Source organism: Pseudomonas sp. zfem001 (genome assembly GCF_032621725.1).
In the GTDB taxonomy this organism is placed as follows: domain Bacteria; phylum Pseudomonadota; class Gammaproteobacteria; order Pseudomonadales; family Pseudomonadaceae; genus Aquipseudomonas; species Aquipseudomonas sediminis.
Map to the genome: position 1 here is coordinate 26,469 of NZ_JAVYJI010000009.1, position 23,152 is coordinate 49,620.

The 23,152-nt window shown below is 60.1% G+C and carries 19 protein-coding genes; 3 read left to right on the forward strand and 16 right to left on the reverse strand.

Annotation, left to right across the window (positions count from 1 at the left end):
- The 16 genes from hisH to mtnA all read right to left on the reverse strand — a co-directional run bounded on the left by hisH (window position 1) and on the right by mtnA (window position 20,075).
- On the reverse strand, window positions 1-609 hold the full coding sequence (gene hisH / locus RTH74_RS22950) for an imidazole glycerol phosphate synthase subunit HisH (protein ID WP_316916173.1): 609 nt from the start codon (window positions 607-609) through the stop codon (window positions 1-3).
- Complete coding sequence (locus RTH74_RS22955) at window positions 606-1,355, reverse strand: imidazole glycerol phosphate synthase cyclase subunit (protein WP_316916174.1); 750 nt, start codon at window positions 1,353-1,355, stop codon at window positions 606-608. The genes hisH and RTH74_RS22955 overlap by 4 nt, the downstream gene beginning before the upstream one ends.
- An 80-nt stretch (window positions 1,356-1,435) precedes the next feature.
- Window positions 1,436-2,521, reverse strand: coding sequence for a DegT/DnrJ/EryC1/StrS family aminotransferase (locus RTH74_RS22960; RefSeq protein WP_316916175.1), 1,086 nt, complete (start codon window positions 2,519-2,521; stop codon window positions 1,436-1,438).
- Window positions 2,518-3,102: a UDP-2-acetamido-3-amino-2,3-dideoxy-D-glucuronate N-acetyltransferase gene (gene wbpD / locus RTH74_RS22965; protein ID WP_316916176.1), complete on the reverse strand. Its 585-nt coding sequence runs from the start codon at window positions 3,100-3,102 to the stop codon at window positions 2,518-2,520. Before wbpD ends, RTH74_RS22960 begins: the two co-directional genes overlap by 4 nt.
- A 4-nt stretch (window positions 3,103-3,106) precedes the next feature.
- A complete protein-coding gene (locus RTH74_RS22970) occupies window positions 3,107-4,057 on the reverse strand; it encodes a Gfo/Idh/MocA family oxidoreductase (protein WP_316916177.1) in 951 nt (316 codons plus the stop codon).
- A gap of 66 nt (window positions 4,058-4,123) precedes the next feature.
- On the reverse strand, window positions 4,124-5,425 hold the full coding sequence (gene wbpA, locus RTH74_RS22975; protein WP_316916277.1) for a UDP-N-acetyl-D-glucosamine 6-dehydrogenase: 1,302 nt from the start codon (window positions 5,423-5,425) through the stop codon (window positions 4,124-4,126).
- Window positions 5,426-5,461: 36 nt separating this feature from the next.
- On the reverse strand, window positions 5,462-6,928 hold the full coding sequence (locus RTH74_RS22980; protein WP_316916178.1) for an MBL fold metallo-hydrolase: 1,467 nt from the start codon (window positions 6,926-6,928) through the stop codon (window positions 5,462-5,464).
- A 228-nt stretch (window positions 6,929-7,156) separates the two neighbouring features.
- A complete protein-coding gene (gene ihfB / locus RTH74_RS22985) occupies window positions 7,157-7,444 on the reverse strand; it encodes an integration host factor subunit beta (protein WP_125878923.1) in 288 nt (95 codons plus the stop codon).
- Window positions 7,445-7,777: 333 nt separating this feature from the next.
- Window positions 7,778-9,460, reverse strand: coding sequence for a 30S ribosomal protein S1 (rpsA, locus tag RTH74_RS22990; RefSeq protein ID WP_099525375.1), 1,683 nt, complete (start codon window positions 9,458-9,460; stop codon window positions 7,778-7,780).
- Between the two features lie 149 nt (window positions 9,461-9,609).
- On the reverse strand, window positions 9,610-10,275 hold the full coding sequence (gene cmk, locus RTH74_RS22995; protein WP_316916179.1) for a (d)CMP kinase: 666 nt from the start codon (window positions 10,273-10,275) through the stop codon (window positions 9,610-9,612).
- Window positions 10,272-12,512 carry a bifunctional prephenate dehydrogenase/3-phosphoshikimate 1-carboxyvinyltransferase gene (locus RTH74_RS23000; protein WP_316916180.1) on the reverse strand — a complete coding sequence of 747 codons (2,241 nt, stop codon included), beginning with the start codon at window positions 12,510-12,512 and terminating at the stop codon, window positions 10,272-10,274. The genes cmk and RTH74_RS23000 overlap by 4 nt, the downstream gene beginning before the upstream one ends.
- Window positions 12,509-13,618 carry a histidinol-phosphate transaminase gene (gene hisC, locus RTH74_RS23005; protein WP_316916181.1) on the reverse strand — a complete coding sequence of 370 codons (1,110 nt, stop codon included), beginning with the start codon at window positions 13,616-13,618 and terminating at the stop codon, window positions 12,509-12,511. The genes RTH74_RS23000 and hisC overlap by 4 nt, the downstream gene beginning before the upstream one ends.
- Before the next feature lie 97 nt (window positions 13,619-13,715).
- The gene (gene pheA / locus RTH74_RS23010) at window positions 13,716-14,810 is read right to left on the reverse strand and encodes a prephenate dehydratase (RefSeq protein ID WP_099525371.1); all 1,095 of its coding nucleotides are present in this window, start codon (window positions 14,808-14,810) and stop codon (window positions 13,716-13,718) included.
- Window position 14,811: 1 nt separating this feature from the next.
- Window positions 14,812-15,897, reverse strand: coding sequence for a 3-phosphoserine/phosphohydroxythreonine transaminase (gene serC / locus RTH74_RS23015; protein WP_316916182.1), 1,086 nt, complete (start codon window positions 15,895-15,897; stop codon window positions 14,812-14,814).
- A gap of 108 nt (window positions 15,898-16,005) precedes the next feature.
- Window positions 16,006-18,774 (reverse strand): DNA gyrase subunit A, encoded by a 2,769-nt coding sequence (gene gyrA / locus RTH74_RS23020; protein ID WP_316916183.1) that lies wholly within the window; start codon window positions 18,772-18,774, stop codon window positions 16,006-16,008.
- A gap of 224 nt (window positions 18,775-18,998) precedes the next feature.
- Window positions 18,999-20,075: an S-methyl-5-thioribose-1-phosphate isomerase gene (gene mtnA / locus RTH74_RS23025; RefSeq protein WP_316916184.1), complete on the reverse strand. Its 1,077-nt coding sequence runs from the start codon at window positions 20,073-20,075 to the stop codon at window positions 18,999-19,001.
- A 160-nt stretch (window positions 20,076-20,235) separates the two neighbouring features.
- On the opposite strand from mtnA, the gene RTH74_RS23030 reads away from it, so the two are divergent.
- From RTH74_RS23030 to mupP, 3 genes are all read left to right on the forward strand, one after another.
- Window positions 20,236-21,570, forward strand: coding sequence for a TRZ/ATZ family hydrolase (locus RTH74_RS23030; RefSeq protein WP_316916185.1), 1,335 nt, complete (start codon window positions 20,236-20,238; stop codon window positions 21,568-21,570).
- 155 nt (window positions 21,571-21,725) lie between these two features.
- The gene (gene ubiG / locus RTH74_RS23035) at window positions 21,726-22,424 is read left to right on the forward strand and encodes a bifunctional 2-polyprenyl-6-hydroxyphenol methylase/3-demethylubiquinol 3-O-methyltransferase UbiG (protein WP_099525366.1); all 699 of its coding nucleotides are present in this window, start codon (window positions 21,726-21,728) and stop codon (window positions 22,422-22,424) included.
- Between the two features lie 5 nt (window positions 22,425-22,429).
- Window positions 22,430-23,101: an N-acetylmuramic acid 6-phosphate phosphatase MupP gene (mupP, locus tag RTH74_RS23040; protein WP_316916186.1), complete on the forward strand. Its 672-nt coding sequence runs from the start codon at window positions 22,430-22,432 to the stop codon at window positions 23,099-23,101.
- The last annotated feature ends 51 nt before the right edge of the window (window positions 23,102-23,152 follow it).

Here is a 23,152-nt window from a genome sequence, read left to right on the forward strand (position 1 = left end):
TCACAGCGACAGGTAATTTTGGAAAATCCGGATGCCGGCCTCACGGCTCTTCTCCGGATGGAATTGCACACCGAACACATTATCGCGTTGTACTGCCGACACGAATTGATGCCCGGCATATTCGGTCAGCGCAATGATGTTGGTGTAGTTCTGTACTTCAAAGGCGTGCATGAAATACAGGGACTCGTCGCTGCCGAGGCCTTTGAGCAGAGGGGAATCACCTTGCACCGCGACGCGGTTGAACCCCATATGGGGCACGACGCCCTTGCATTGCATCGCGCGCACTTCACCTCGAATAAGGCCCAAGCCCTGAGTTTCGCCATATTCGAAACCGACATCACAAAGGATCTGCATGCCCAGGCAGATGCCCAGCAGCGGACGACCGCCTGTAGCCCATTCACGTACCGCACCGGCCATGCCGGACGTGTTTAGTTCGGCCATACCGTCGGTAAAGCTGCCCACGCCCGGCAAGACCAGCTTGTCGACATTGGCCAACTCATTCGGGGTATTGATCACCCGTGGCTGCGCACCTGCCAACTCCAGAGCACGAACAATGCTGAAGGTATTACCTGCCGATCCGTAATCGACGACGCCTACACATTGGCTCACAGGGCCACCTCCACACCGTTTTGTTTCAGATGACGCTTGATCTGACCGATATCGGCCTGCCCATAGTGCAGCACCGATGCCACTGCGATCCCGCTGGGTCTGGCCTGTTTGGCGACATCCAGGATGTGGTCCAGGCTGCCAGCCCCGCTCGCCGCGACGACCGGGATACGCACGGCATCAACCACTGCACTGATCAACTCGACATCGAAGCCACGTCGACGACCATCGGTATCGACCGACTGGAGCAGAATCTCACCAACACCCCGCTCTTGCGCTTCCTTTACCCATTCCAGCAGGTCACGCCCCGAAGGGATGCGCCCGCAGTCGCTATAGCAAGTCCAGCCGCCCTGAGGTAACCGCTTGGCCTCCACGTTCAGCACGACCGACTGGCCACCGAACACACGTGCGGCGGCGTCGATGATCGCAGGCTCGCAGAGGGCACCGGTATTGATGACAACTTTGTCGGCGCCGTTATGGAACAGCCGGGTAAAGTCTTCGACCTTGCGCACACCGCCACCGACAGCAAAAGGCACCAGCAGGTTGCGAGCGGTTGCGGCAATTTGATCCAGCAGAATCTCGCGCCGGTAAAGGCTCGCCACGATATCCACGTAGAAGACTTCGTCAGCCCCTTGCTCGTAGTACGCGCGAGCCAATTCTTCGGGCAGACCAATCTTGCGCAATCCTTCGAAATGAACGGGTTTCACCACCTGAGGCGGCTTGACGTCCAGCTTTGCGATAACCCGCATACAGCACCTCAAACTTCCATAAATTATAAAAATCGATCCGTTCGCGCTGCATAGGCGGCGGCAATGGATCCGAACGATCGTTACCGACTGGCTGCCAGATGCGAAACGACCGTATTGACTTGGTCAGCGGTCAGATAAGGATGCATAGGCAAACTCATGACCCGGCTGGCGACAAGGTCACCAATGGGCAAGCGGGCTAGGTCATCGCCGACAGCCGGCTGGCGATTGAGCGGTATAGGGTAATGCACGGCGGTCGGCACTCCCAAGGTTTTCAACGTTTCCTGCACACGGTCGCGCTCTGCGACTTGGACAGTGTATTGCGCCCATGCACTGCTGTTATGCGCCTCCACGAAAGGGACAGCGATGCTGAGCGCCTGCAAAGTTTCGGCATACATACCAGCCACACGCTGGCGCTGCGTCAACTCGGACTCGAACACCTCGAGCTTGGGTAACAGCACTGCTGCCTGCAGCGTATCCAGCCGGCTGTTCACTCCAACCCGCACATGGTGATAACGGCGATCCTGGCCATGACGAGCAATCTGGCGCATTACCTTGGCCAATTCATCATCGTTGGTGAAGATTGCTCCACCGTCGCCATAGCAACCCAAGGGCTTACTTGGGAAAAAGCTGGTGCAGGCAATGGTGGTCAGGTTGCACGAGCGCTTGCCCTTGTAGGTGGCACCGAAGCTCTGCGCGGCGTCCTCGATCACGGGGATGCCATGCCGGGCAGCGATGGCATTGATCGCATCGAAGTCGGCGCATTGGCCATACAGCGAAACAGGAATGATCGCCTTGGTACGCGGCGTAATAGCGGCCTCGAGCAAGTGCGGATCAAGATTGTAGGTGCGCGGATCGACGTCCACGTAAACCGGATTGGCTCCTAACAGAGCGACGGTCTCGGCAGTGGCGATATAGGTGAAGCCCGGCGTAATGACCTCATCGCCCGGACCGATGCCCAGTGCCATCTGTGCAATCTGCAGCGCATCGGTGCCGTTTGCCACGCTGATGCAGTACTTGACACCCACGAAGACTGCGAGCTTCTCTTCCAGCTCTGCCACTTCCGGACCAAGAATGTACTGACCATGCGCCAATACGCGCTGGATATTGGCATCGATCTTGTCTTTGATCAGCGCCTGTTGTGCCTTGAGATCGATGAATTCGATCACTGCGCTTGCTCCTTTCTCACAATGCCACCCTGAAGCACATAGCGCTCTCCGGAGTGAATGCATGGCGCACTCCCCTCCCCGGTAAGCGGCAGATCCAGCTGCTCGCCATGCTCGCTCATCCAGCCTATATGCCGGGCAGGAACCCCAACCATCAGTGCATAGGCCGGCACATCCTTGTTGACTACTGCGCCTGCGCCTATGAAAGCGAACTCGCCAATGGTGACGCCACAGACAATGGTGCAGTTTGCACCTAACGTGGCGCCCTTCTTCACCAAGGTGTCTCGATATTCGCTCTTGCGCTCGATCAGCGAACGCGGGTTGTAGACGTTGGTGAAAACCATACTAGGACCGCAGAAGACGCCTTCCTCGAGTGTGACGTTGTCATACACAGAGACGTTGTTCTGGATCTTGCAATGATCGCCTATCAGCACCTTGTTACCGATGAATACGTTTTGCCCCAGGGACACACCTTTACCAATCCGAGCGCCCGCGCATACGTGAACGAAATGCCAAATACGCGAACCTTCGCCGATCTGTGCACCTTCATCGACGATGGCGCTGGGATGCTGGTAGTGGCTCATAAGCTCAACCCAGCAGGCGCGCAAGGAACGGGTGATCTTCACCGTTCTGAGCGCGAGTAGCGGCCAGGGTACGGATGGTCTCCACGGTTTCCACGCAGTGGCGAGCATCCTCGATGCCATATCCATCGCCATTGAGAATGGCTTGATAGCTGACAGTGTGCAGATCAGTGAAGCCCTCGGAAAACTCGATCTCGACACCATCGCATGTGATAGAGCGGTAAGTCGGCTTCTTGCCCTTTACGGTATCAGGCAGGTCGTTCGCATCGATGGAGAGGAACCAGCGAACACGCGCGTTTTCATACTCCAGATACCCCGTGGCCTTGTAGTCATCGACATAGTGCACCACGTTGCGCTGCAGCGCGCCGAAGATGAAATGCAGCATGTCGAAGAAGTGCACACCAATGTTCGTGGCGACACCAAAGGATTTGCGTGGGTCGCCCTTCCAGCTCTCCATGTACCACTTGCCGCGACTGGTGATATAGGTCAGTTCGACTTCGTGCTTGCGCGCTTTGTCGCCAGCGCCCACGCGCCTCTTCAGATCGATGATGGCCTGGTGATGCCTAAGCTGCAGAATGTTGTAGAGACGTTTGCCGGTTTCGCGCTCCACCAGAGAAAGGTCATCGAGCAGCTCAGCGGTCGGCACCAGCGGCTTTTCACAAATGACGTCACAGCCGAGACGCAAGCCAGCCGTGATATGGGGATGGTGCAGATAGTTTGGCGAGCAGATAGAGACGTAATCGAGAGCAGTCGACGGATCACGCTTGAGGCGCGAGGCATAATCGTGGAACCGCTCGAATTCGGTGAAGAACTCGCTTTGCGGCGAGATGCTGTCGATGATACCGACCGAGTCGTTGATGTCATAAGCGCAGACCAGCTGGTTGCCGGTGTCCTTGATGGCGCGCATATGGCGAGGCGCGATATAGCCGGCAGCGCCGAGTAGAGCAAATTTTTTCATGTTTGTTTCTCGCAGCGGAGGAACAGGCCGGTACGCACAAAGCGCAAACCAGCCTGTACAGCAGAATCAGGCCTTGATGATGTTCGCGTGCAGAGCACGATATTTGCCGCGGGTATCGACGATCAGCCGCGCGTTAGTCCGAATCAGCTCGTAATCGAAACGCTCATGATCGGTTGCCAAAACCACGGCGTCGAAGCTGGCGATATTCTCCGCAGTCAAGACTTCGCTGCTTAGGTCGAAGTGATGCTCGCGCATTTCTGGGAACGAAGGCACATGCGGGTCGCTGTAGGCAACGATACCGCCTTTGGCCTGAATCAGTTCCATGATCTCCACCGAGGGAGACTCGCGCATGTCATCTACGTTCTTCTTGTAGGCGATGCCCAATACCAGGACGCGGCTGCCTTTTAGGGCCTGCCCGCGATCATTCAGGCCATCTATCAGCTTGCCGAGCACATACTCGGGCATGGCTTGGTTTACCTCGCCTGAAAGTTCGATAAAGCGGGTATGCAAGCCGTACTCACGCGCTTTCCAGGTCAGATAGAACGGGTCGATCGGAATACAGTGCCCACCTAGGCCGGGCCCAGGATAGTAGGGAGTGAAGCCAAAAGGTTTGGTCGCAGCAGCATCTACTACCTCGAAGATATCGATACCCATGCGATCAGCGACCACCTTCATTTCATTGACCAAGCCGATATTCACCGCACGGTGAATGTTTTCCAGTAGCTTGGTCATTTCTGCAGCTTTCGTTGAGCTGACCGGCACGACCTGGTCGATGGCCTGCTCGTACAGGGCAATACCGACTTCAAGGCAGTTCGGCGTGTGGCCACCGATAACCTTGGGAATGGTGCGTGTCTCGAAATCTGGGTTGCCCGGATCTTCACGCTCTGGCGAGTAAACCAGGAAAACACTCTCGCCGACCCTCAGACCTGTCGATTCAACACGCGGCAGTAATTCTTCTTCAGTGGTGCCGGGATAAGTTGTACTTTCCAAGGAAACTACTTGCCCAGCACGTAGATACGGCGTGATCGCGTTCGTGGTATTGATCACAAAGCTCATATCGGGCTCGCGATACTTGTTGAGCGGAGTCGGCACACAGAGAATCAATGCGTCACATTCGCTGGCTCGAGCAAAATCGCAGGTCGCTTCAAAACCGCTCGCACGCGCTTTCGATATATGCTCACTGGCAATATGCTCGATGTAGCTCTGACCAGCATTGAGCTTGTCAACCTTGACTGCATCGATATCAATGCCGAGCACGCGAAAACCGATGGCGTTGTAACGCAGCATCAACGGCAAACCGACATAGCCGAGACCGACAATGCCTACCAATGCGTCTCGACTTTTGAATTTATCGATATACGCCTGCAGCGAATCAGCCTTCACTCTTACACTCCATCACAAACTTCACGGAATTACGATTTTTAGAGTCTTGTCAGTCGCGTCGTAGCGCTGCTGCAGAACCGTTGTAAATTGCTGCTTGGCTTCAAGCTCGCCATGCACGACACGGACCTCTGACGGCCATTGCGTCATCCGGGTAACAAAGCTCACCAGACCCTTTTGATCTGCATGTGCAGAATAACCGCCTATGGTATGCACCTGAGCCCGAATGTCATAGCGCTGCCCGTCAAATTCCACATAGCCACTACGCGGACCAAAGCGCTGGATATGTCGCCCGGGCGTACCTTCAGCCTGGTAGCCGACAAAGAGCACATCATGCCGCTCATCACCGAGCATGGCTTTGAGGTAGTTGACGATTCGCCCACTGGAGCACATACCGTTGCCAGCAATGACGATAGCCGGCTGAGCGGTTTGCGTCAGACGGTTGACCATAGCCAGATGGGCCTGATGACTATCGACCGTTAGCAGGTTACGGAAAGCCAGTGGGTTACGGCCTTTGGCCAAGCGCGCCCTCGCCTCTGCGTCCCAAAACTGGTCAAGCTCGCGATAAACCGAAGTGAAGCGGCTGGCCAGCGGAGAGTCGAGAATGATCGGCAAATTCGTCCAGTCGAGTACTGTCGCTTTACTGGTGCTCGACTTGGAAGCACTCGACGGAGCCTTAGCTGAGTCTTTCAGCGCTCTGCGATGGATGATGTCTTCAAGTTCGTAGAGTAGCTCTTGAGTGCGCCCAATGCTGAAAGCTGGAATCAGAACCGTGCCCTGGTTGCTCAGCGCGTGCTCGAGCACTTTTTCCAGTCGCGCACGACGACTGCGGCGATCTTCATGCAAGTGGTCGCCATAGGTGCTTTCGATGACCAGAATATCGGCTTTATATGGGGCTTCAGGCGCCGGGAGGATTGGCGCATGGGGAGCTCCCAGGTCGCCGGAAAATACGATGCGTTTCTTCTCGCCCGTCTCGGGATATTGCAGATCCACTTCGACGTAGGCCGAGCCGAGGATGTGGCCAGCACGCTGTAGACGAATACGAGCATTGAGCTGAGGCGTGTCAATCAGGGTGAACCACTGCTTATAGGGCAAGGCGACGATGCGCTGCTCGATCAGCTTGAGGTAGCGCTCTACTTGCTTTTGATCGCGACTGAAACCGAGCTTGAAGGCATCCTCAAGGACGATGGGCAACAACTTTGCCGACGGTTCACTGCAGAGGATCGGACCTTTGAAGCCAGCCGCTAACAAATAGGGAATGCGGCCAACGTGGTCGATATGGACATGAGTCGCGACCAGAGCCTTGATGCCGTCCAGAGAAAAGTCGATTGCGAGCTTACCGGCGCCTGCCCGGCCTTCAGGGGAGGTTTCGGCACCTTGAAAAAGACCGCAGTCGATCAGCAGCGCGTGCTCATCACCCATCTGTAGCTGATGACATGAGCCAGTAACGCCCGTGACAGCGCCGTGATGAACAATGGAGGGGTACCGCACGAGTCAATCCCTAACGCTGGCGAAATTTAAAGGGACTCAGCCCAGTAGTGCGGATGGCAGTTCAGAAAAAGCTGATTAGCTGAACTAGCTGGAAATCTGACAAGGGCACGCCTTGTGAAAGCCCGCACATTTTGCCGGTTTTCCATGATTTCGCAAGCATGACAAAAGTGTGACGCCAGGCCACCGCCTAATCAGGAGACTTGCACTAACGAGAGGGACTAATCGCAGTCACTCGTCGTCCTCATTGACCCGGTCGCGCAACTCCTTGCCCGGCTTGAAATGCGGCACGAACTTGCCATCCAGACGCACCGACTGGCCGGTTTTCGGGTTACGCCCAACGCGCGGTGCGCGGTAGTGCAGCGAGAAGCTGCCGAAGCCGCGGATCTCGATGCGATCCCCTGTCGCCAGAGCCTGGGACATTTGCTCGAGCATGGTCTTGATGGCTAGCTCGACATCCTTGGAGGACAGCTGACCTTGATGAGTGACAATTCTTTCGATCAACTCCGACTTGGTCATGGTTTTCCCTTCTTTTTCAAGCGGCTAGAAGACTCGACGGCTTGGTTGTAGCACGCGGGTCATCTTTTGAACAGCCTAAAAAACAAGGTGTTAGCGCAATCTGAGGCAGAACCGCGCCACACGACACACAAGAGGCTCACAGCAGGGACATAAAACGGCTTGCCGAACCCGGGACTGGGGCAAGCCCCGCCCTGGATGGCCACACCAAAGCGAATCCGCGCACCCACTGATCAACGACGGGCAATAAGCTTCGCGAGCAGCGCACCCTACGGGATGTAGAAACGAAAAAGGGCGACCCGAGGGCCGCCCTTTTCCTGAATGGATCAACCGAACTTAGTTCTGTTTTTCCATTTGAGCACGGAGCAGATCACCAATGGTGGTCGGGCCGGTGCTTTCAACGTCTTGCTTGTTACGCAGTTCCTTCATCGCGTCCTTCTCGTCTTCAACGTCTTTCGACTTGACGGACAGGCTGATGACGCGGGACTTGCGGTCGACGCTGATGATCTTGGCTTCTACTTCGTCGCCTTCTTTCAGAACGTTGCGCGCGTCTTCAACGCGGTCACGGCTGATTTCGGAGGCTTTCAGAGTAGCTTCGATCTCGTTGCCCAGGTCGATGATGGCGCCCTTGGCGTCTACTTCTTTCACAACGCCACGGACGATGGTGCCCTTGTCGTTGATGGAGACGTAGTTGCTGAACGGATCGTCTTCCAGCTGCTTGATGCCCAGGGAGATGCGCTCGCGCTCCGGGTCAACCGACAGGATGACGGTTTCCAGCTCGTCGCCCTTCTTGAAGCGACGCACGGCTTCTTCGCCAGCTTCGTTCCAAGAGATGTCGGACAGGTGAACCAGGCCGTCGATGCCGCCGTCCAGACCAATGAAGATACCGAAATCGGTGATCGACTTGATGGTGCCGGAGATCTTGTCACCCTTGTTGAACTGACCGGAGAAGTCTTCCCACGGGTTGGTCTTGCACTGCTTGATACCCAGGGAGATACGACGACGCTCTTCGTCGATGTCCAGAACCATGACTTCCACTTCGTCGCCGACGTTAACGACTTTCGACGGGTGGATGTTCTTGTTGGTCCAGTCCATTTCGGAAACGTGTACCAGGCCTTCCACGCCCTCTTCCAGCTCGGCGAAGCAGCCGTAGTCGGTGAGGTTGGTGACGCGGGCAACAACGCGGGTGTTTTCCGGGTAACGAGCCTTGATGGCAACCCATGGGTCTTCGCCCAGTTGCTTCAGGCCCAGGGATACGCGGTTACGCTCGCGATCGTACTTCAGAACCTTGACGTCGATCTCGTCGCCAACGTTGACGATCTCGGACGGGTGCTTGATGCGCTTCCAAGCCATGTCGGTGATGTGCAGCAGACCATCTACGCCGCCCAAGTCAACGAACGCACCGTAGTCGGTGAGGTTCTTGACGATACCTTTGACTTGCTGGCCTTCCTGCAGGGATTCCAGCAGAGCTTCGCGCTCGGCGCTGTTCTCGGCTTCCAGGACGCTGCGACGGGAAACGACAACGTTGTTGCGCTTCTGGTCCAGTTTGATGACCTTGAATTCCAGCTCTTTGCCTTCCAGGTGAGTGGTATCACGCACCGGACGGACGTCAACCAGGGAACCCGGCAGGAACGCGCGGATGCCGTTGACGTCAACGGTGAAGCCGCCTTTGACCTTACCGTTGATAACGCCTTTGACCACTTCTTCAGCGTTGAACGCAGCTTCCAGAACCAGCCAGGATTCAGCGCGCTTGGCTTTCTCGCGGGACAGCTTGGTTTCACCGAAGCCATCTTCAACCGCGTCCAGCGCGACGTGGACTTCGTCACCGACCTTGATGGTCAGCTCGCCTTGTTCGTTGAAGAACTGGTCGAGCGGGATGACGCCCTCGGACTTCAGACCTGCGTGAACGGTAACCCAGTCACCGTCGATGTCGACCACGATACCGGTGATGATGGCGCCCGGCTGCATGTCGAGGGATTTCAGGCTTTCTTCAAATAGTTCTGCAAAGCTTTCGCTCATGTTGATTCCTGTTGATCAAGGGCGGGGATTCGCCCAAACCACATTCCAGACCATGTGGGTTCGTTCATATGAAAAGAGGCCTACGGGACAAGGACTGGTTTCCCGTATGCCTCCTTGCGGCCCCTTCGATTTAAAGCAACCGAGAGCCCTTACCCGGCGAGATCGCGATCGGCGACCTCACTCAGAATTCGTTCAAGCACTTGCTCGATGGAAAGTTCGGTGGAATCCAGCACGATTGCGTCGGCTGCCGGCTTGAGCGGAGCCACCGCGCGCTGGGTATCGCGCTCGTCGCGCGCCCGTATCTCGTCGAGAAGACTCGCGAGATTAACATCATCGCCTTTGGCCTTCAACTGCAAGTAGCGGCGACGGGCACGCTCCTCGGCGCTGGCGGTCAGGAAAATCTTCAGCGGCGCTTCGGCGAATACCACGGTGCCCATGTCGCGACCATCAGCCACCAGGCCCGGCATCTCCTGGAATGCGCGCTGACGCTGCAGCAGTGCTTCGCGCACGGCAGGCAGCGAGGCGACCATCGAAGCACCCGCACCGATCTGTTCATTACGGATGGCGTCGGTCACCTCCTCGCCTTCGAGGATGATGCGTTTATCGATGAACTGTACATCCAGATGCGCAGCCAGCTGCTTGAGCGACTCTTCGTTGGTCAGATCGATACCATGGTTACCGGCAGCAAAAGCCAGCAGGCGATAGAGCGCACCGGAGTCGAGCAGATTCCAGCCCAACTGCTTGGCCAGCAAAGAGCAGAGCGTGCCCTTGCCTGACCCACTCGGCCCATCGACGGTGATTACCGGGGCGCTCATGCGTTGCCCTCTATAGCCACACTGATACCGACTTCAGCCGCCAGGGCGAGGAAGTTGGGGAAGGAAGTGGCGACGTTGGCGCAGTCGTGGATGCGGATCGGCGCACTGGCGCACAGCGAGGCAACGCTGAAGGACATGGCGATACGGTGATCGCCATGCGCCCAGACTTCACCACCACCAATGGTGCCGCCGTCGATGATGATGCCATCCGGAGTCGGCTCGGCCTTGACGCCCAGCGCGATCAGGCCGTCGGCCATGACCTGGATACGGTCGGATTCTTTCACCCGCAGTTCTTCGGCACCGCGCAACACGGTACGACCTTCGGCGCAGGCAGCAGCGACGAACAATACCGGGAATTCATCGATGGCCAGCGGTACCAAGTCTTCCGGGATATCGATGCCTTTCAGCTTGGCTGCACGCACGCGAATGTCCGCCACCGGTTCGCCGCCAACTTCACGCTGGTTTTCCAGGGTGATGTCGCCGCCCATCAGCTTGAGAATATCGATCACGCCGGTACGAGTCGGATTGATACCGACGTGCTCCAGCACCAGCTCGGAGCCCTCAGCGATGCTGGCAGCGACCAGGAAGAAAGCAGCCGAGGAAATATCCGCCGGTACTTCGATGCGTGTGGCACTGAGTTTGTGGCCGGACTCGACGCTGGCGGTGCTGCCCTCCACGCTCACCGGGTAGCCGAAGCCGCGCAGCATGCGCTCGGTGTGGTCACGGGTCGGCGCCGGCTCGGTCACCGAGGTGCTACCCGCAGCGTACAGGCCAGCCAGCAGCAGGCAGGATTTGACCTGGGCGCTGGCCATGGGCATTTCGTAGGCCATGCCGGTGAGGCGCTGGCCACCCTTGATGGTCAGCGGCGGACGACCTTCCGGACCGGTCTCGATGACTGCCCCCATCTCACGTAGCGGCTTGGCCACGCGATTCATCGGGCGCTTGGACAGCGAAGCATCACCGGTCAGTGTGGTATCGAACGGCTGCGCAGCCAGCAGGCCGGAGAGCAGGCGCATGGAGGTGCCGGAGTTGCCCATGTACAGCGGGCCGGCTGGCGCTCTCAGGCCATGCAAACCGACACCATGGATGGTCACGCGGCCGTGGTGCGGGCCTTCGATGACCACGCCCATGTCGCGGAACGCCTGCAGCGTGGCCAGGGCATCTTCGCCTTCGAGGAAGCCTTCGACCTCGGTGGTGCCTTCAGCCAGCGAACCCAGCATGATCGAGCGGTGCGAAATGGACTTGTCACCGGGGACGCGGATACGTCCAGACAGGCTGCTACCGGGTTTTGCCAGGAAAATCAGATCGGTCGAGTGCATAGCGTCCACATAGGCCCTGCGGGCCAGAATTTTGCTGAAATGTTCGCGGGCCACGCGGGCGCGGGTGAACACGCCCAGCAGTTGATGCCCATCCCCAGCGTCGACCGCGTCGCGCAAGGCGTCGAGGTCGTCGCGAAACGTATCCAATGTGCGCAGCACGGCCTCGCGGTTGGCGAGGAAGATATCGTGCCACATCACCGGATCACTGCCGGCGATCCGCGTGAAGTCGCGGAAACCGCCAGCGGCATAGCGGAAAATTTCCAAGTTCTCGCTGCGCTTGGCCAGCGAGTCAACCAGGGTAAAAGCCAGCAGATGCGGCAGGTGGCTGGTGGCGGCAAGCACCTGGTCGTGGTGCTCGACCTCCATCGCCTCGACATCCGCCCCCAGCTCGCGCCATAGCCCTTCGACCAGCGCCAGAGCGGCCTCATCACTGTATTCGCACGGAGTGAGAATGACCTTGTGACGGCGGAACAGCTCGGCGTTGGCAGCCTCTACCCCACTCTGCTCGGACCCCGCAATGGGATGGCCGGGCACCAGACGCACTGCCTTTCCAGCAAACGCCAGGCGCGCCGCGCGCACGACATTGCCCTTGGCGCTACCGACGTCGGTCAGCACGGCGCTGCCAAGATCCAGCACAGCCAGTTGAGCAAGCACCTTCTCCATGGCCAGGATAGGCACTGCCAACTGAATGACCTCGGCCCCCTGACAGGCGGCGGCCAGATCGCTCTCACAACGATCAACAACGCCCAACTGCACCGCCAAGCGACGCGACTCAGCATCCAGATCGACACCCACCACTTCCCGGCACAGACCACGTTCACGCAGGCCCTTGGCGAAGGAACCACCGATCAGGCCGAGGCCGACCACCACCAGGCGGCCGATCTTAGGGGTAATCGATTGCACTGCAGTGACAGTCACGCCGACAGCACCTTCGCCAGGGCCTCGAGGAAGCGTGCGTTCTCTTGCGGCAGGCCGATGGAGACGCGCAGGAAATTCGGCATGCGGTAACCGGCCATCGGCCGCACGATCACTCCCTCACGCAGCAGCGCCTGGTTGATCGCGGCGGTATCCCGGCCAAAATCGACGGCGATGAAGTTGGCCTTGGAGGCAATCCAGCTCAGCCCCAGAGCCCGCAAACCCTCTTCCAGCTGCTGCATGCCGGCATCGTTTAGGCGACGGCTTTCAGCCAGGTAGTCGGCATCGCTCAGCGCCGCGCAGGCAGCTGCCAGCGCGAGGCTGTTGACGTTGAACGGCTGGCGCACGCGGTTGAGTACGTCGGCGATAGCCGGCGAGCTGATGGCATAGCCGACGCGCAGCGAGGCCAGACCGTAGGCCTTGGAGAAGGTGCGCGAGACCAGCAGGTTCGGGTAGCGCGCCAGGTAATCAAGGCCGTCCGGCAACTCGTCGCCTTCGGCGTATTCGATATAGGCTTCGTCCAGCACCACCAGCACCGACTCCGGCACCTTGGCCAGGAAGGTTTCCAGCGCGTCCGGGCCAAACCAGGTACCGGTCGGGTTGTTGGGGTTGGCGATGAAGACAACGCGGGTGTTGTCGTCGATGGCGGCAAGCATCGCCTGCAAATCGTGGCCGTAATCCTTGGCCGGCACGATCTTGCCCTGTGCGCCAACTGCCTGAGTGGCAATGGGGTAAACCGCGAAGGCGTAGTCACTGAACACAGCGTTGAGGCCAGGCGCCAGGTAGGCGCGAGCAACCAGCTCAAGGATGTCGTTGGAGCCATTGCCCAGCGTCACCTGCGCAGCGTCTACACCGTAACGGGCAGCCAGCGCAGTCTTGAGGGTGAAGCCATTGCCATCCGGGTAGCGGGTCAGCTCGTCCAGTTCGGCGCGAATCGCTGCCAGCACCTTGGTACTGGGGCCGAGCGGGTTTTCGTTGCTGGCCAGCTTGACGATACCAGCCGGGTCGAGACCCAGCTCACGGGCCAACTCATCGACTGGCTTGCCTGGTACGTAGGGGGACAGCTTTTGCACGCCTGGCTGGGCCAGGGTCAGGAAATCGCAACTCATTACAAAACCTCATTGTCTCGACCGAGCGCCACAGGCTTCGCAGGAGCAACTTCAATCGCGAACATCGCGGCTAAAGCCGCTCCTACAGGGACGCGGTTTACAGTACCGCCTTCGGATAAGAACCCAGCACCTTCAGCGCCACCGCTTCCTGAGCGAGCTTCTCCAGCACACCCTTGACCAACGGATCGCGGTGGTGGCCGACGAAATCGATGAAGAACACGTAGGTCCACTTGCCGCTGCGCGACGGGCGGGTCTCGATGCGAGTCAGGTCGATACCGTTGTTATGGAACGGCACCAGCAGCTCGTGCAGCGCACCCGGCTTGTTGCGCATCGAGACGATGATCGAGGTCTTGTCGTCGCCGGTCGGCGGCACTTCCTGGCTGCCGATGATAAGGAAACGCGTGGAGTTGTCCGGGCGATCCTCGATCTTTTCCGCCAGCTTGGTCAGGCCATACAGGTTGGCCGCCATGTCGCCGGCGATGGCCGCGCTGTTCCACTCGCTCTTCACTCGCTTGGCCGCGTCAGCGTTGCTGGAAACCGCCACGCGCTCGACGTTCGGATAGTGCGCATCGAGCCACTTGCGGCACTGCGCCAGCGACTGGGCGTGGGAATAGATGCGGGTGATCTTGTCGGTCTGAGTAGTCTCGCCCACCAACAGGTGGTGGTGAATGCGCAGCTCCACCTCGCCACAGATGACCATGTCATGCTCGAGGAAGCTGTCGAGGGTATGGTTGATCGCGCCTTCGGTGGAGTTTTCCACCGGCACCACACCAAAGTTGACAGCGCCAGCGGCTACTTCGCGAAACACCTCGTCGATGGCCGCCATCGGAACGCTGATCACCGCATGACCGAAGTGCTTCATCGCTGCGGCCTGACTGAAGGTACCTTCAGGGCCGAGGTAGGCGACTTTCAGCGGATTTTCCAACGCCAGGCAGGAGGACATGATCTCGCGGAACAGCCGCGCCATTTCCTCGTTACCGAGCGGGCCCTGGTTGCGCGCCATCACGCGCTTGAGCACCTGAGCCTCGCGCTCAGGACGATAGAAGACCGGCGATTCGCCTTCCTTCAGCTCCTTCATCTTCACGCGGGCGACTTCTTCGGCGCAGCGTGCGCGATCGCTTATCAGCTCAAGAATGCGCTCGTCGAGGTTGTCGATGCGTACCCGCAGCGCTTGCAGCTCCTGCTCGGACATATCAGGCGTGCTCCTTCTCGAACTCGGCCATATAGGCCACCAGAGCCTCGACCGCATCCATACCAACGGCGTTGTAGATGGAGGCACGCATGCCACCGACCGAGCGATGGCCCTTGAGGTTGAGTAGGCCGCGCTCATCGGCGCCGGCCAGGAAGGCTTTATCCAGCTTCTCGTCGGCCAGGCGGAACGGCACGTTCATCCAGGAACGCGCGTTGTGGGCGATGGGGTTGCTGTAGAAATCGCTGTCGTCGATGGCCTTGTACAGCAGGTCCTTCTTGGCGCGGTTGATGCGCTCCATGGCCTCGACGCCGCCCTGCTCCTTCAGCCACTGGAAGACCAGACCGGAGAGGTACCAGGAATAGGTCGCCGGGGTGTTGTACATCGAGCCGTTGTCGGCGGAGACCTTGTAGTCGAGCATGGTCGGGCAGCTGGAACGGGCGCGACCGAGCAAGTCTTCACGGACGATCACCACCACCAGACCGCTCGGGCCGATGTTCTTCTGCGCACCGGCGTAGATCAGGCCGAACTGCGAAACATCCAGCGAACGCGAGAGGATGTCCGAGGACATGTCGGCGACCAACGGGGTATCGCCGGTCTGCGGCACCCAGTCGAACTGCAGACCACCGATGGTCTCGTTGCTGCAGTAATGCACGTAGGCAGCGTCTTTCGACAACTGCCAGTCGTTCTGACCGGGAATGGCGAAATAGTCGTGCGCCTTGGCACTGGCGGCGACGTTGATGGCACCGTAACGACGCGCCTCTTCGATGGCTTTCTTCGACCAGATGCCGGTCTCGACATAATCCGCCACGCCGTCTTCCGGCAGCAGGTTCAGCGGAATCTCGGCGAACTGCTGGCTGGCACCGCCCTGCAGGAACAACACCTTGTAGTCACTGGGTACAGCGAGCAGATCACGCAGGTCCTGCTCGGCCTGGCTGGCGATGGCCACGTACTCGTCGCTGCGATGGCTCATCTCCATCACCGAGAGGCCCTTGCCTTGCCAGTCGAGCATCTCGGCCTGGGCGCGTTGCAGTACAGCGGTCGGCAGCGCGGCCGGGCCGGCGCAGAAGTTAAAAGCTCGCTTGCTCACGTCTGTCTCTCTCAGATTCACAGAACGCCACCACCAGGCGATGGCATGTCCACACTGTCACCGTGTCTGTGGGAGGGGCTTTTAAAGCCCCTCACACAGAGCCCGACTTCACTCTTCGCTGCCTTCCTCGGCGTCGGCGACTGGTGCTTCGGCGCTTTCGGCGACTTCAGCGCCCTCCGCACCTTCGACCAGCTCGTCCTCTTCCACCGCAGTCGGCTCCTGCACACGCTCCAGGCCGACCAGGGTCTCGTCCTTGGCCAGCTTGATCAGGGTCACACCCTGAGTGTTACGGCCCGAGCTGGAGACTTCGTCGACACGGGTACGCACCAGGGTGCCCTGATCGGAAATCAGCATGATTTCCTCGCCGTCCTGCACCTGGATGGCGCCGACCAACTTGCCGTTACGCTCGCTGGTAACCATGGCGATAACGCCCTGGCCGCCACGACCGCGACGGGGGAACTTGCCCAGACCGGTACGCTTGCCGAAGCCCCGCTCAGAGGCGGTGAGGATCTGCGCACCAGACTCCGGAATCAGCATGGAAATCAGTTGCTGGCCCTTGGCCAGGCGCATGCCACGTACGCCACGAGCGGTACGGCCCATGGTGCGCACCTTGCTCTCGGCGAAACGCAGCACCTTGCCGGCGTCGGAGAACAGCATGACTTCCTTGGCGCCGTCGGTGATGGCGGCAGCAATAAGGGTATCGCCCTCTTCCAGCTTCAGGGCAATCAGACCGGCGCTGCGCGGACGGCTGAACTGCACCAGCGGGGTCTTCTTCACGGTACCGAAGGCGGTGGCCATGAAGATGAAGGCACCAGTTGGCTCGGCGACCAACTCGGGGGTTTCGCCCTCGATCTCTTCGACTTCCTCGGCCTCGACCACTTCGACGGCTTCGCCTTCGATCAGTACACCCTCGTCGTCCAGATCTTCATCAGCGCCGGCACTCTGCTGCAGCGCTTCAAGGTCGATCTGCAGCATCGCGGTGATGCGCTCGCCCTCGTCCAACGGCAGCAGGTTGACCAGCGGACGACCACGCGCAGCACGCGAGGCCTCGGGGATTTCGAAGGTACGCAACCAGTACACCTTACCCTTGCTGGAGAACAGCAGCAGGGTAGCGTGACTGTTGGCGACCAGCAGGTGTTCGACGTAGTCCTCGTCCTTCACGCCAGTGGCAGATTTGCCCTTGCCACCGCGACGCTGCGCCTCGTAGGCCGCCAGCGGCTGGCTCTTGGCGTAGCCGCCGTGGGAGATGGTGACAACACGCTCTTCTTCGGTGATCAGATCGGCAATGGTCAGGTCCAGACGCGAGGCGACGATCTCGGTACGACGGGCATCACCGAACTCGGCCTTGACCTTCTCCAGTTCCTCGCGGATGACTTCCATCAAGCGCTCAGGGTTGGTCAGGATGCGGATCAGCTCGCCGATCAGGTTGAGAATTTCCTGGTACTCGGCCAGCAGCTTCTCGTGCTCCAGGCCGGTCAGACGGTGCAGGCGCAATTCAAGGATAGCCTGAGCCTGCTCCGGCGACAGGTAGTACTTGCCGTCACGTAGACCGTATTGCGCATCCAACCCTTCCGGGCGGCAGGAGTCGGCACCCGCGCGCTCGACCATGGCTTCCACCGCACTGGATTCCCAGGCGGTGGCGATCAGGCGCTCCTTGGCTTCGGCCGGCGTCGGCGAGGCTTTGATCAGCTCGATCACCGGATCGATGTTCGACAGCGCTACCGCCTGGCCTTCGAGGATGTGGCCGCGCTCACGCGCCTTGCGCAACTCGTAGACGGTACGGCGGGTCACCACTTCACGGCGGTGACGGATGAACACCTCAAGCATGTCCTTGAGGTTCATGATCTTCGGCTGACCGTCGACCAGCGCCACGACGTTGATGCCGAACACGCTCTGCATCTGGGTCTGGGCGTACAGGTTGTTCAACACCACGTCCGGCACTTCACCACGACGCAGTTCGATCACCACGCGCATCCCGTCCTTGTCGGACTCGTCACGCAGCTCGGTGATGCCTTCGATTTTCTTCTCTTTGACCAGCTCAGCGATCTTCTCGATCAGACGCGCCTTGTTCAGCTGGTACGGCAGCTCGGTGACCACCAGCTGCTGGCGACCGCCGACCTTGTCGATATCCTCGACCTCGACGCGAGCGCGGATATAGATGCGCCCACGGCCGGTACGATAGGCCTCGATGATGCCGGCACGGCCGTTGATGATGCCCGCAGTGGGGAAATCAGGGCCGGGGATGTACTGCATCAGGTCATCGACGGTCAGCTCGGCGTTGTCCATCAGCGCCAGGCAGCCGTCGATCACCTCGGTGAGGTTGTGCGGCGGGATGTTGGTGGCCATGCCCACGGCGATACCGGACGAGCCATTGACCAGCAGGTTCGGCACCTTGGTCGGCATGACAGCAGGGATCTGCTCGGTGCCGTCGTAGTTGGGCACCCAGTCGACAGTTTCTTTTTCCAGGTCGGCCAGCAGCTCGTGGGCCAGTTTGGTCATGCGCACTTCGGTGTATCGCATGGCCGCGGCGTTGTCACCGTCCACCGAACCGAAGTTGCCCTGACCGTCGACCAGCAGGTAGCGCAGGGAGAAGTCCTGCGCCATACGCACGATGGTGTCGTACACCGCGGTGTCGCCGTGCGGGTGGTATTTACCGATCACGTCACCGACCACACGGGCGGATTTCTTGTAGGGCTTGTTCCAGTCGTTGCCCAGCTCGCTCATGGCGTAGAGCACACGACGGTGTACCGGCTTCAAGCCATCGCGCGCATCCGGCAGCGCACGCCCGACGATCACGCTCATCGCGTAGTCGAGGTAGGACTGTTTCAGCTCGTCTTCGATATTGACCGGGAGGATTTCTTTGGCCAGTTCGCCCATGAGAAGCCTGGTTCCTTTTTCTGGTGAAACTCCGCGTCATTCTTCCTGAACGCCATGGAGCTCGTCGCGATAGCCTCAGGCCATCAGCGACTCACGACAAATCAACGAGTTATGTCACGATTCGATGCAGTGAAGGAGGCTGCAGTCAGCCCCCTTGAAAACTGCCGGAGATTACCACAAAGCGTGCTACACACCTACCCCGCGACGGCGCGCGCATGGCAGGTTCAATGCAGGCGCTTGCGGCACATCAACTGCGCCAGCTTGGCGCTATCTGGACGCTCGATCACGCCTTTCTCGGTCACGATGTAGTCAACCAGATCAGCCGGCGTCACATCGAACACAGGATTGACGGCATGCACATCGGCCGCGACTCGATGCCCCGCCACCTCCAGCAACTCAAGACCATCGCGCTCTTCGAGCAGGATGTCCTCGCCACTTTCCAGATTCATATCGATGGTCGAACTCGGCGCCACCACCATCAGCCGCACGCCGTGGTGCATGGCGTTGACCGCCAGCTGATAAGTACCGATCTTGTTGGCCACATCACCGTTGGCGGTGATGCGATCAGCGCCGACGATGACCCAGGTGATGCCCTTGGTCTTCATCAGGTGAGCCGCCGCTGCATCGGCATTGAGCGTGACCGGCACGCCGTCACCCGCCAATTCCCAGGCCGTCAGTCGCGCGCCCTGCAGCCAGGGGCGGGTTTCATCGACATAGACCTGCTCGACCAAACCTTCCAGATACGCCGCACGGATCACCCCGAGCGCGGTGCCAAAGCCGCCGGTTGCCAGGGCACCGGCATTGCAGTGCGTCAGCAGCACCTGTGGATTGCCCTGATGCTTGCGAATCAGCTCCATGCCCAACTGCGCCATGGTCAGGTTGGCCTCACGGTCGCTGAGGTGAATCCCCACCGCCTCAGCCTCCAGTAGCGCCAGGATGTCGTCGCCATCCTTGAGTCTTGCCAGGCGTTCACGCATGCGCTGCAGAGCCCAGAACAGGTTTACCGCAGTCGGGCGCGAGCGCTCGAGATAGGCAAAATCGGCCTCCAACGCCTCACGCCAGTCACCACCGTCTTGTAGACGAGCACGGACACCCAGCACCAGCCCATAGGCAGCAGCGATGCCAATAGCCGGCGCACCACGCACCACCATGTCGCGAATCGCATCGGCCACCTCGGCGGCAGAGTCGAAACGCAGCCAGGTCTGCTGATGCGGCAGCAGGCGCTGATCGAGCAGGTGCAACGCACCATCGCGCCACTCGATTGCCTGAACCTTCTCCACCGCCAGCAATTGCTCGCGCATCGCGCACTCCATCTGTCACCGCCAAAAAATCGCGGATTATACGCAGACCGACCAAGACCAGCCGAACAATCCTGCTCGCCCTCACGACTTCAAGCCAGGTGCGTTCATCTATACACTGGCGACCTTCCTTGCATCGATCAAGCCAGACGGACAATCCCCCATGCCCGAAGCCCCTCTCGACCTGCTGCTCCTGCCCACCTGGCTGGTGCCCGTTGAGCCGGCCGGCGTGGTGCTACGCGACCATGGCCTGGGCATTCGCGACGGGCAGATCGCACTGATCGCGCCACGTGCCGAGGCGCTGCGCCACCCGGCAACGGAAGTGCGAGAGCTGCCGCAATGCCTGCTCGCCCCCGGCCTGATCAACGCCCACGGCCACGCCGCGATGACGCTTTTGCGCGGCATTGCCGATGACCTGCCGCTGATGACCTGGCTGCACGAGCATATCTGGCCTGCCGAAGGTAAGTGGGTCGACGAGGATTTCGTCCGCGACGGCACTGATCTGGCCATCGCAGAACAGATCAAGGGCGGCATCAGTTGCTTCTCCGACATGTACTTCTACCCGCAGACCGCCGCTGAACGCGTGCACAACGCCGGCATGCGCGCGCAGATCACCGTTCCCGTGCTGGACTTCCCGGTACCCGGCGCACTCAATGCCGCCGAGGCTCTACGCACGGGCCTGCAACTGTTCGATGACCTCAAGCAGCACCCACGCATCCGCATCGCTTTCGGCCCCCACGCGCCCTACACGGTCAGCGACGACAAGCTGGAACAGATTCGCGTACTGGCTGACGAACTGGATGCCGGCATTCATATGCACGTGCACGAAACCGCCCAGGAAGTGGCCGAAGCCGTCGCCAAGCACGGCGAACGCCCACTGGCGCGCCTGGCTCGCCTCGGCCTGCTCGGCCCGCGTTTCCAGGCAGTGCACATGACGCAGATCGATGACGAGGATCTGGCACTGCTGGTGGAGCACAATTGCAGCATCGTGCACTGCCCTGAATCCAACCTCAAACTGGCCAGCGGCTTTTGTCCGGTCGAGCGCCTGTGGCAGGCTGGCGTCAACGTCGCCATCGGCACCGATGGCGCCGCCAGCAACAACGACCTCGACCTGCTCGGCGAAACCCGTACCGCCGCCCTGCTGGCCAAGGCCGTCGCCGGCTCCGCCACCGCCCTGAACGCTCACAGCGCCTTGCGTATGGCTACCTTGAATGGCGCTCGCGCACTGGGACTGGAAACACAGACCGGCTCGCTGGAACTGGGCAAGCTGGCCGACGTGGTCGCCTTCGACCTTTCCGGCCTGGCCCAGCAACCGATCTACGACCCGGTATCGCAGCTCATCTACGCCAGCGGCCGCGACTGCGTGAAGCATTTGTGGGTTGGCGGCAAGCAGTTGCTGGAAGACGGCCGCCTGACGCGCATGGACGAAAGCGAGCTGATCGCCAAGGCCAGGGAATGGGGAGCCAGAATTGCCCAAAGGTCGCCGGATGCAGCCTGAGAACAATGCAATCGCCCCGGATTGCATCCGGGCTACGCTCACGGAACAACTGCGACAAACTGACATACATTGAACGAATCCGCGCCGCCCCACGCCCGTTCTTAAACTGGCAACATAGCGGCGATATGCTTTCCATGCTTTGAATAGAGATGCTTATGAGCAACGTCGACCGCGCCGAAATCGCCAAATTCGAGGCCCTGGCACACCGCTGGTGGGACCGCGAGAGCGAGTTCAAACCCCTGCACGACATCAACCCGCTACGGGTCAACTGGATCGACGAGCGCGTCGGTCTGGCCGGCAAACGCGTTCTCGACGTCGGCTGCGGCGGCGGCATTCTCAGCGAGGCCATGGCCCAGCGCGGCGCAACAGTGACGGGCATCGACATGGGCGAAGCGCCGCTGTCGGTCGCCAGGTTGCACCAACTGGAATCCGGCGTGGAAGTCGACTACCGGCAGATCACCGCTGAAGCCCTGGCCGAGGAAATGCCAGGCCAGTTCGACGTCGTCACCTGCCTGGAGATGCTCGAGCACGTACCCGATCCGTCCTCGGTCATCCGCGCCTGCTACACGCTGGTCAAGCCGGGCGGCCAGGTGTTCTTCTCCACCATCAATCGCAATCCCAAGGCGTACCTGTTCGCGGTGATCGGCGCCGAATACATCCTGCGCCTGCTGCCGCGCGGCACCCACGACTTCAAGAAATTCATCCGCCCCTCCGAGCTCGGTGCCTGGAGCCGCGCAGCCGGACTGGAGGTCAAGGACATCATCGGTCTGACCTACAACCCGCTGACCAAACACTACAAGCTGGAAGCTGACGTCGACGTCAACTACATGATCCAGACGCTGCGCAAGGAGTAGAACGCATGCGTTTGAAAGCAGTTCTTTTCGACATGGACGGCACCCTGCTCGACTCGGCGCCGGACTTCATCGCCATCACCCAGGCCATGCGCGCGGCCCGTGGCCTGCCGCCACTGGCAGAAAAGGCCATTCGTGACCAGGTATCCGGTGGCGCTCGCGCCATGGTCGCCTGCGCTTTCGATGAAGACCCGGACTCGGCCGCCTTCGAAACCCTGCGCCAAGAGTTTCTGGAGCGTTACCAGCAACACTGCGCCGTCCTCACCCGCCCGTTCGACGGCATCGAAGCCCTGCTCGACGACATCGAGCAGGCGCGTCTGCTGTGGGGCGTCGCCACCAACAAGCCGGTGCGCTACGCCGAACCGATCATGCAGGGTCTGAACCTGGCCCAGCGCTCGGCAGTGCTGGTTTGCCCCGACCACGTCGAGCAGAGCAAACCGGCGCCGGACATGCTCCTGCTCGCCTGCCAGCAGATGGGGGTCAAACCCGAGGAAGTGCTGTTCATCGGCGACGACGCCCGTGACATCGAGTCCGGCCGTGCCGCTGGCTGCCGCACCGCAGCAGTGACCTATGGCTACATCCACCCCGAAGACAACCCGCGCAACTGGGGCGCCGATGTGGTCGTGGATCACCCTCAGGAGCTGCGCGCGGTACTCGATCGCGCCATTTGCAGCTGTTGATCGCGCAGGCCGGGTGAAACCCGGCCACTCCGCCATTTGGCGGGCTTCGCC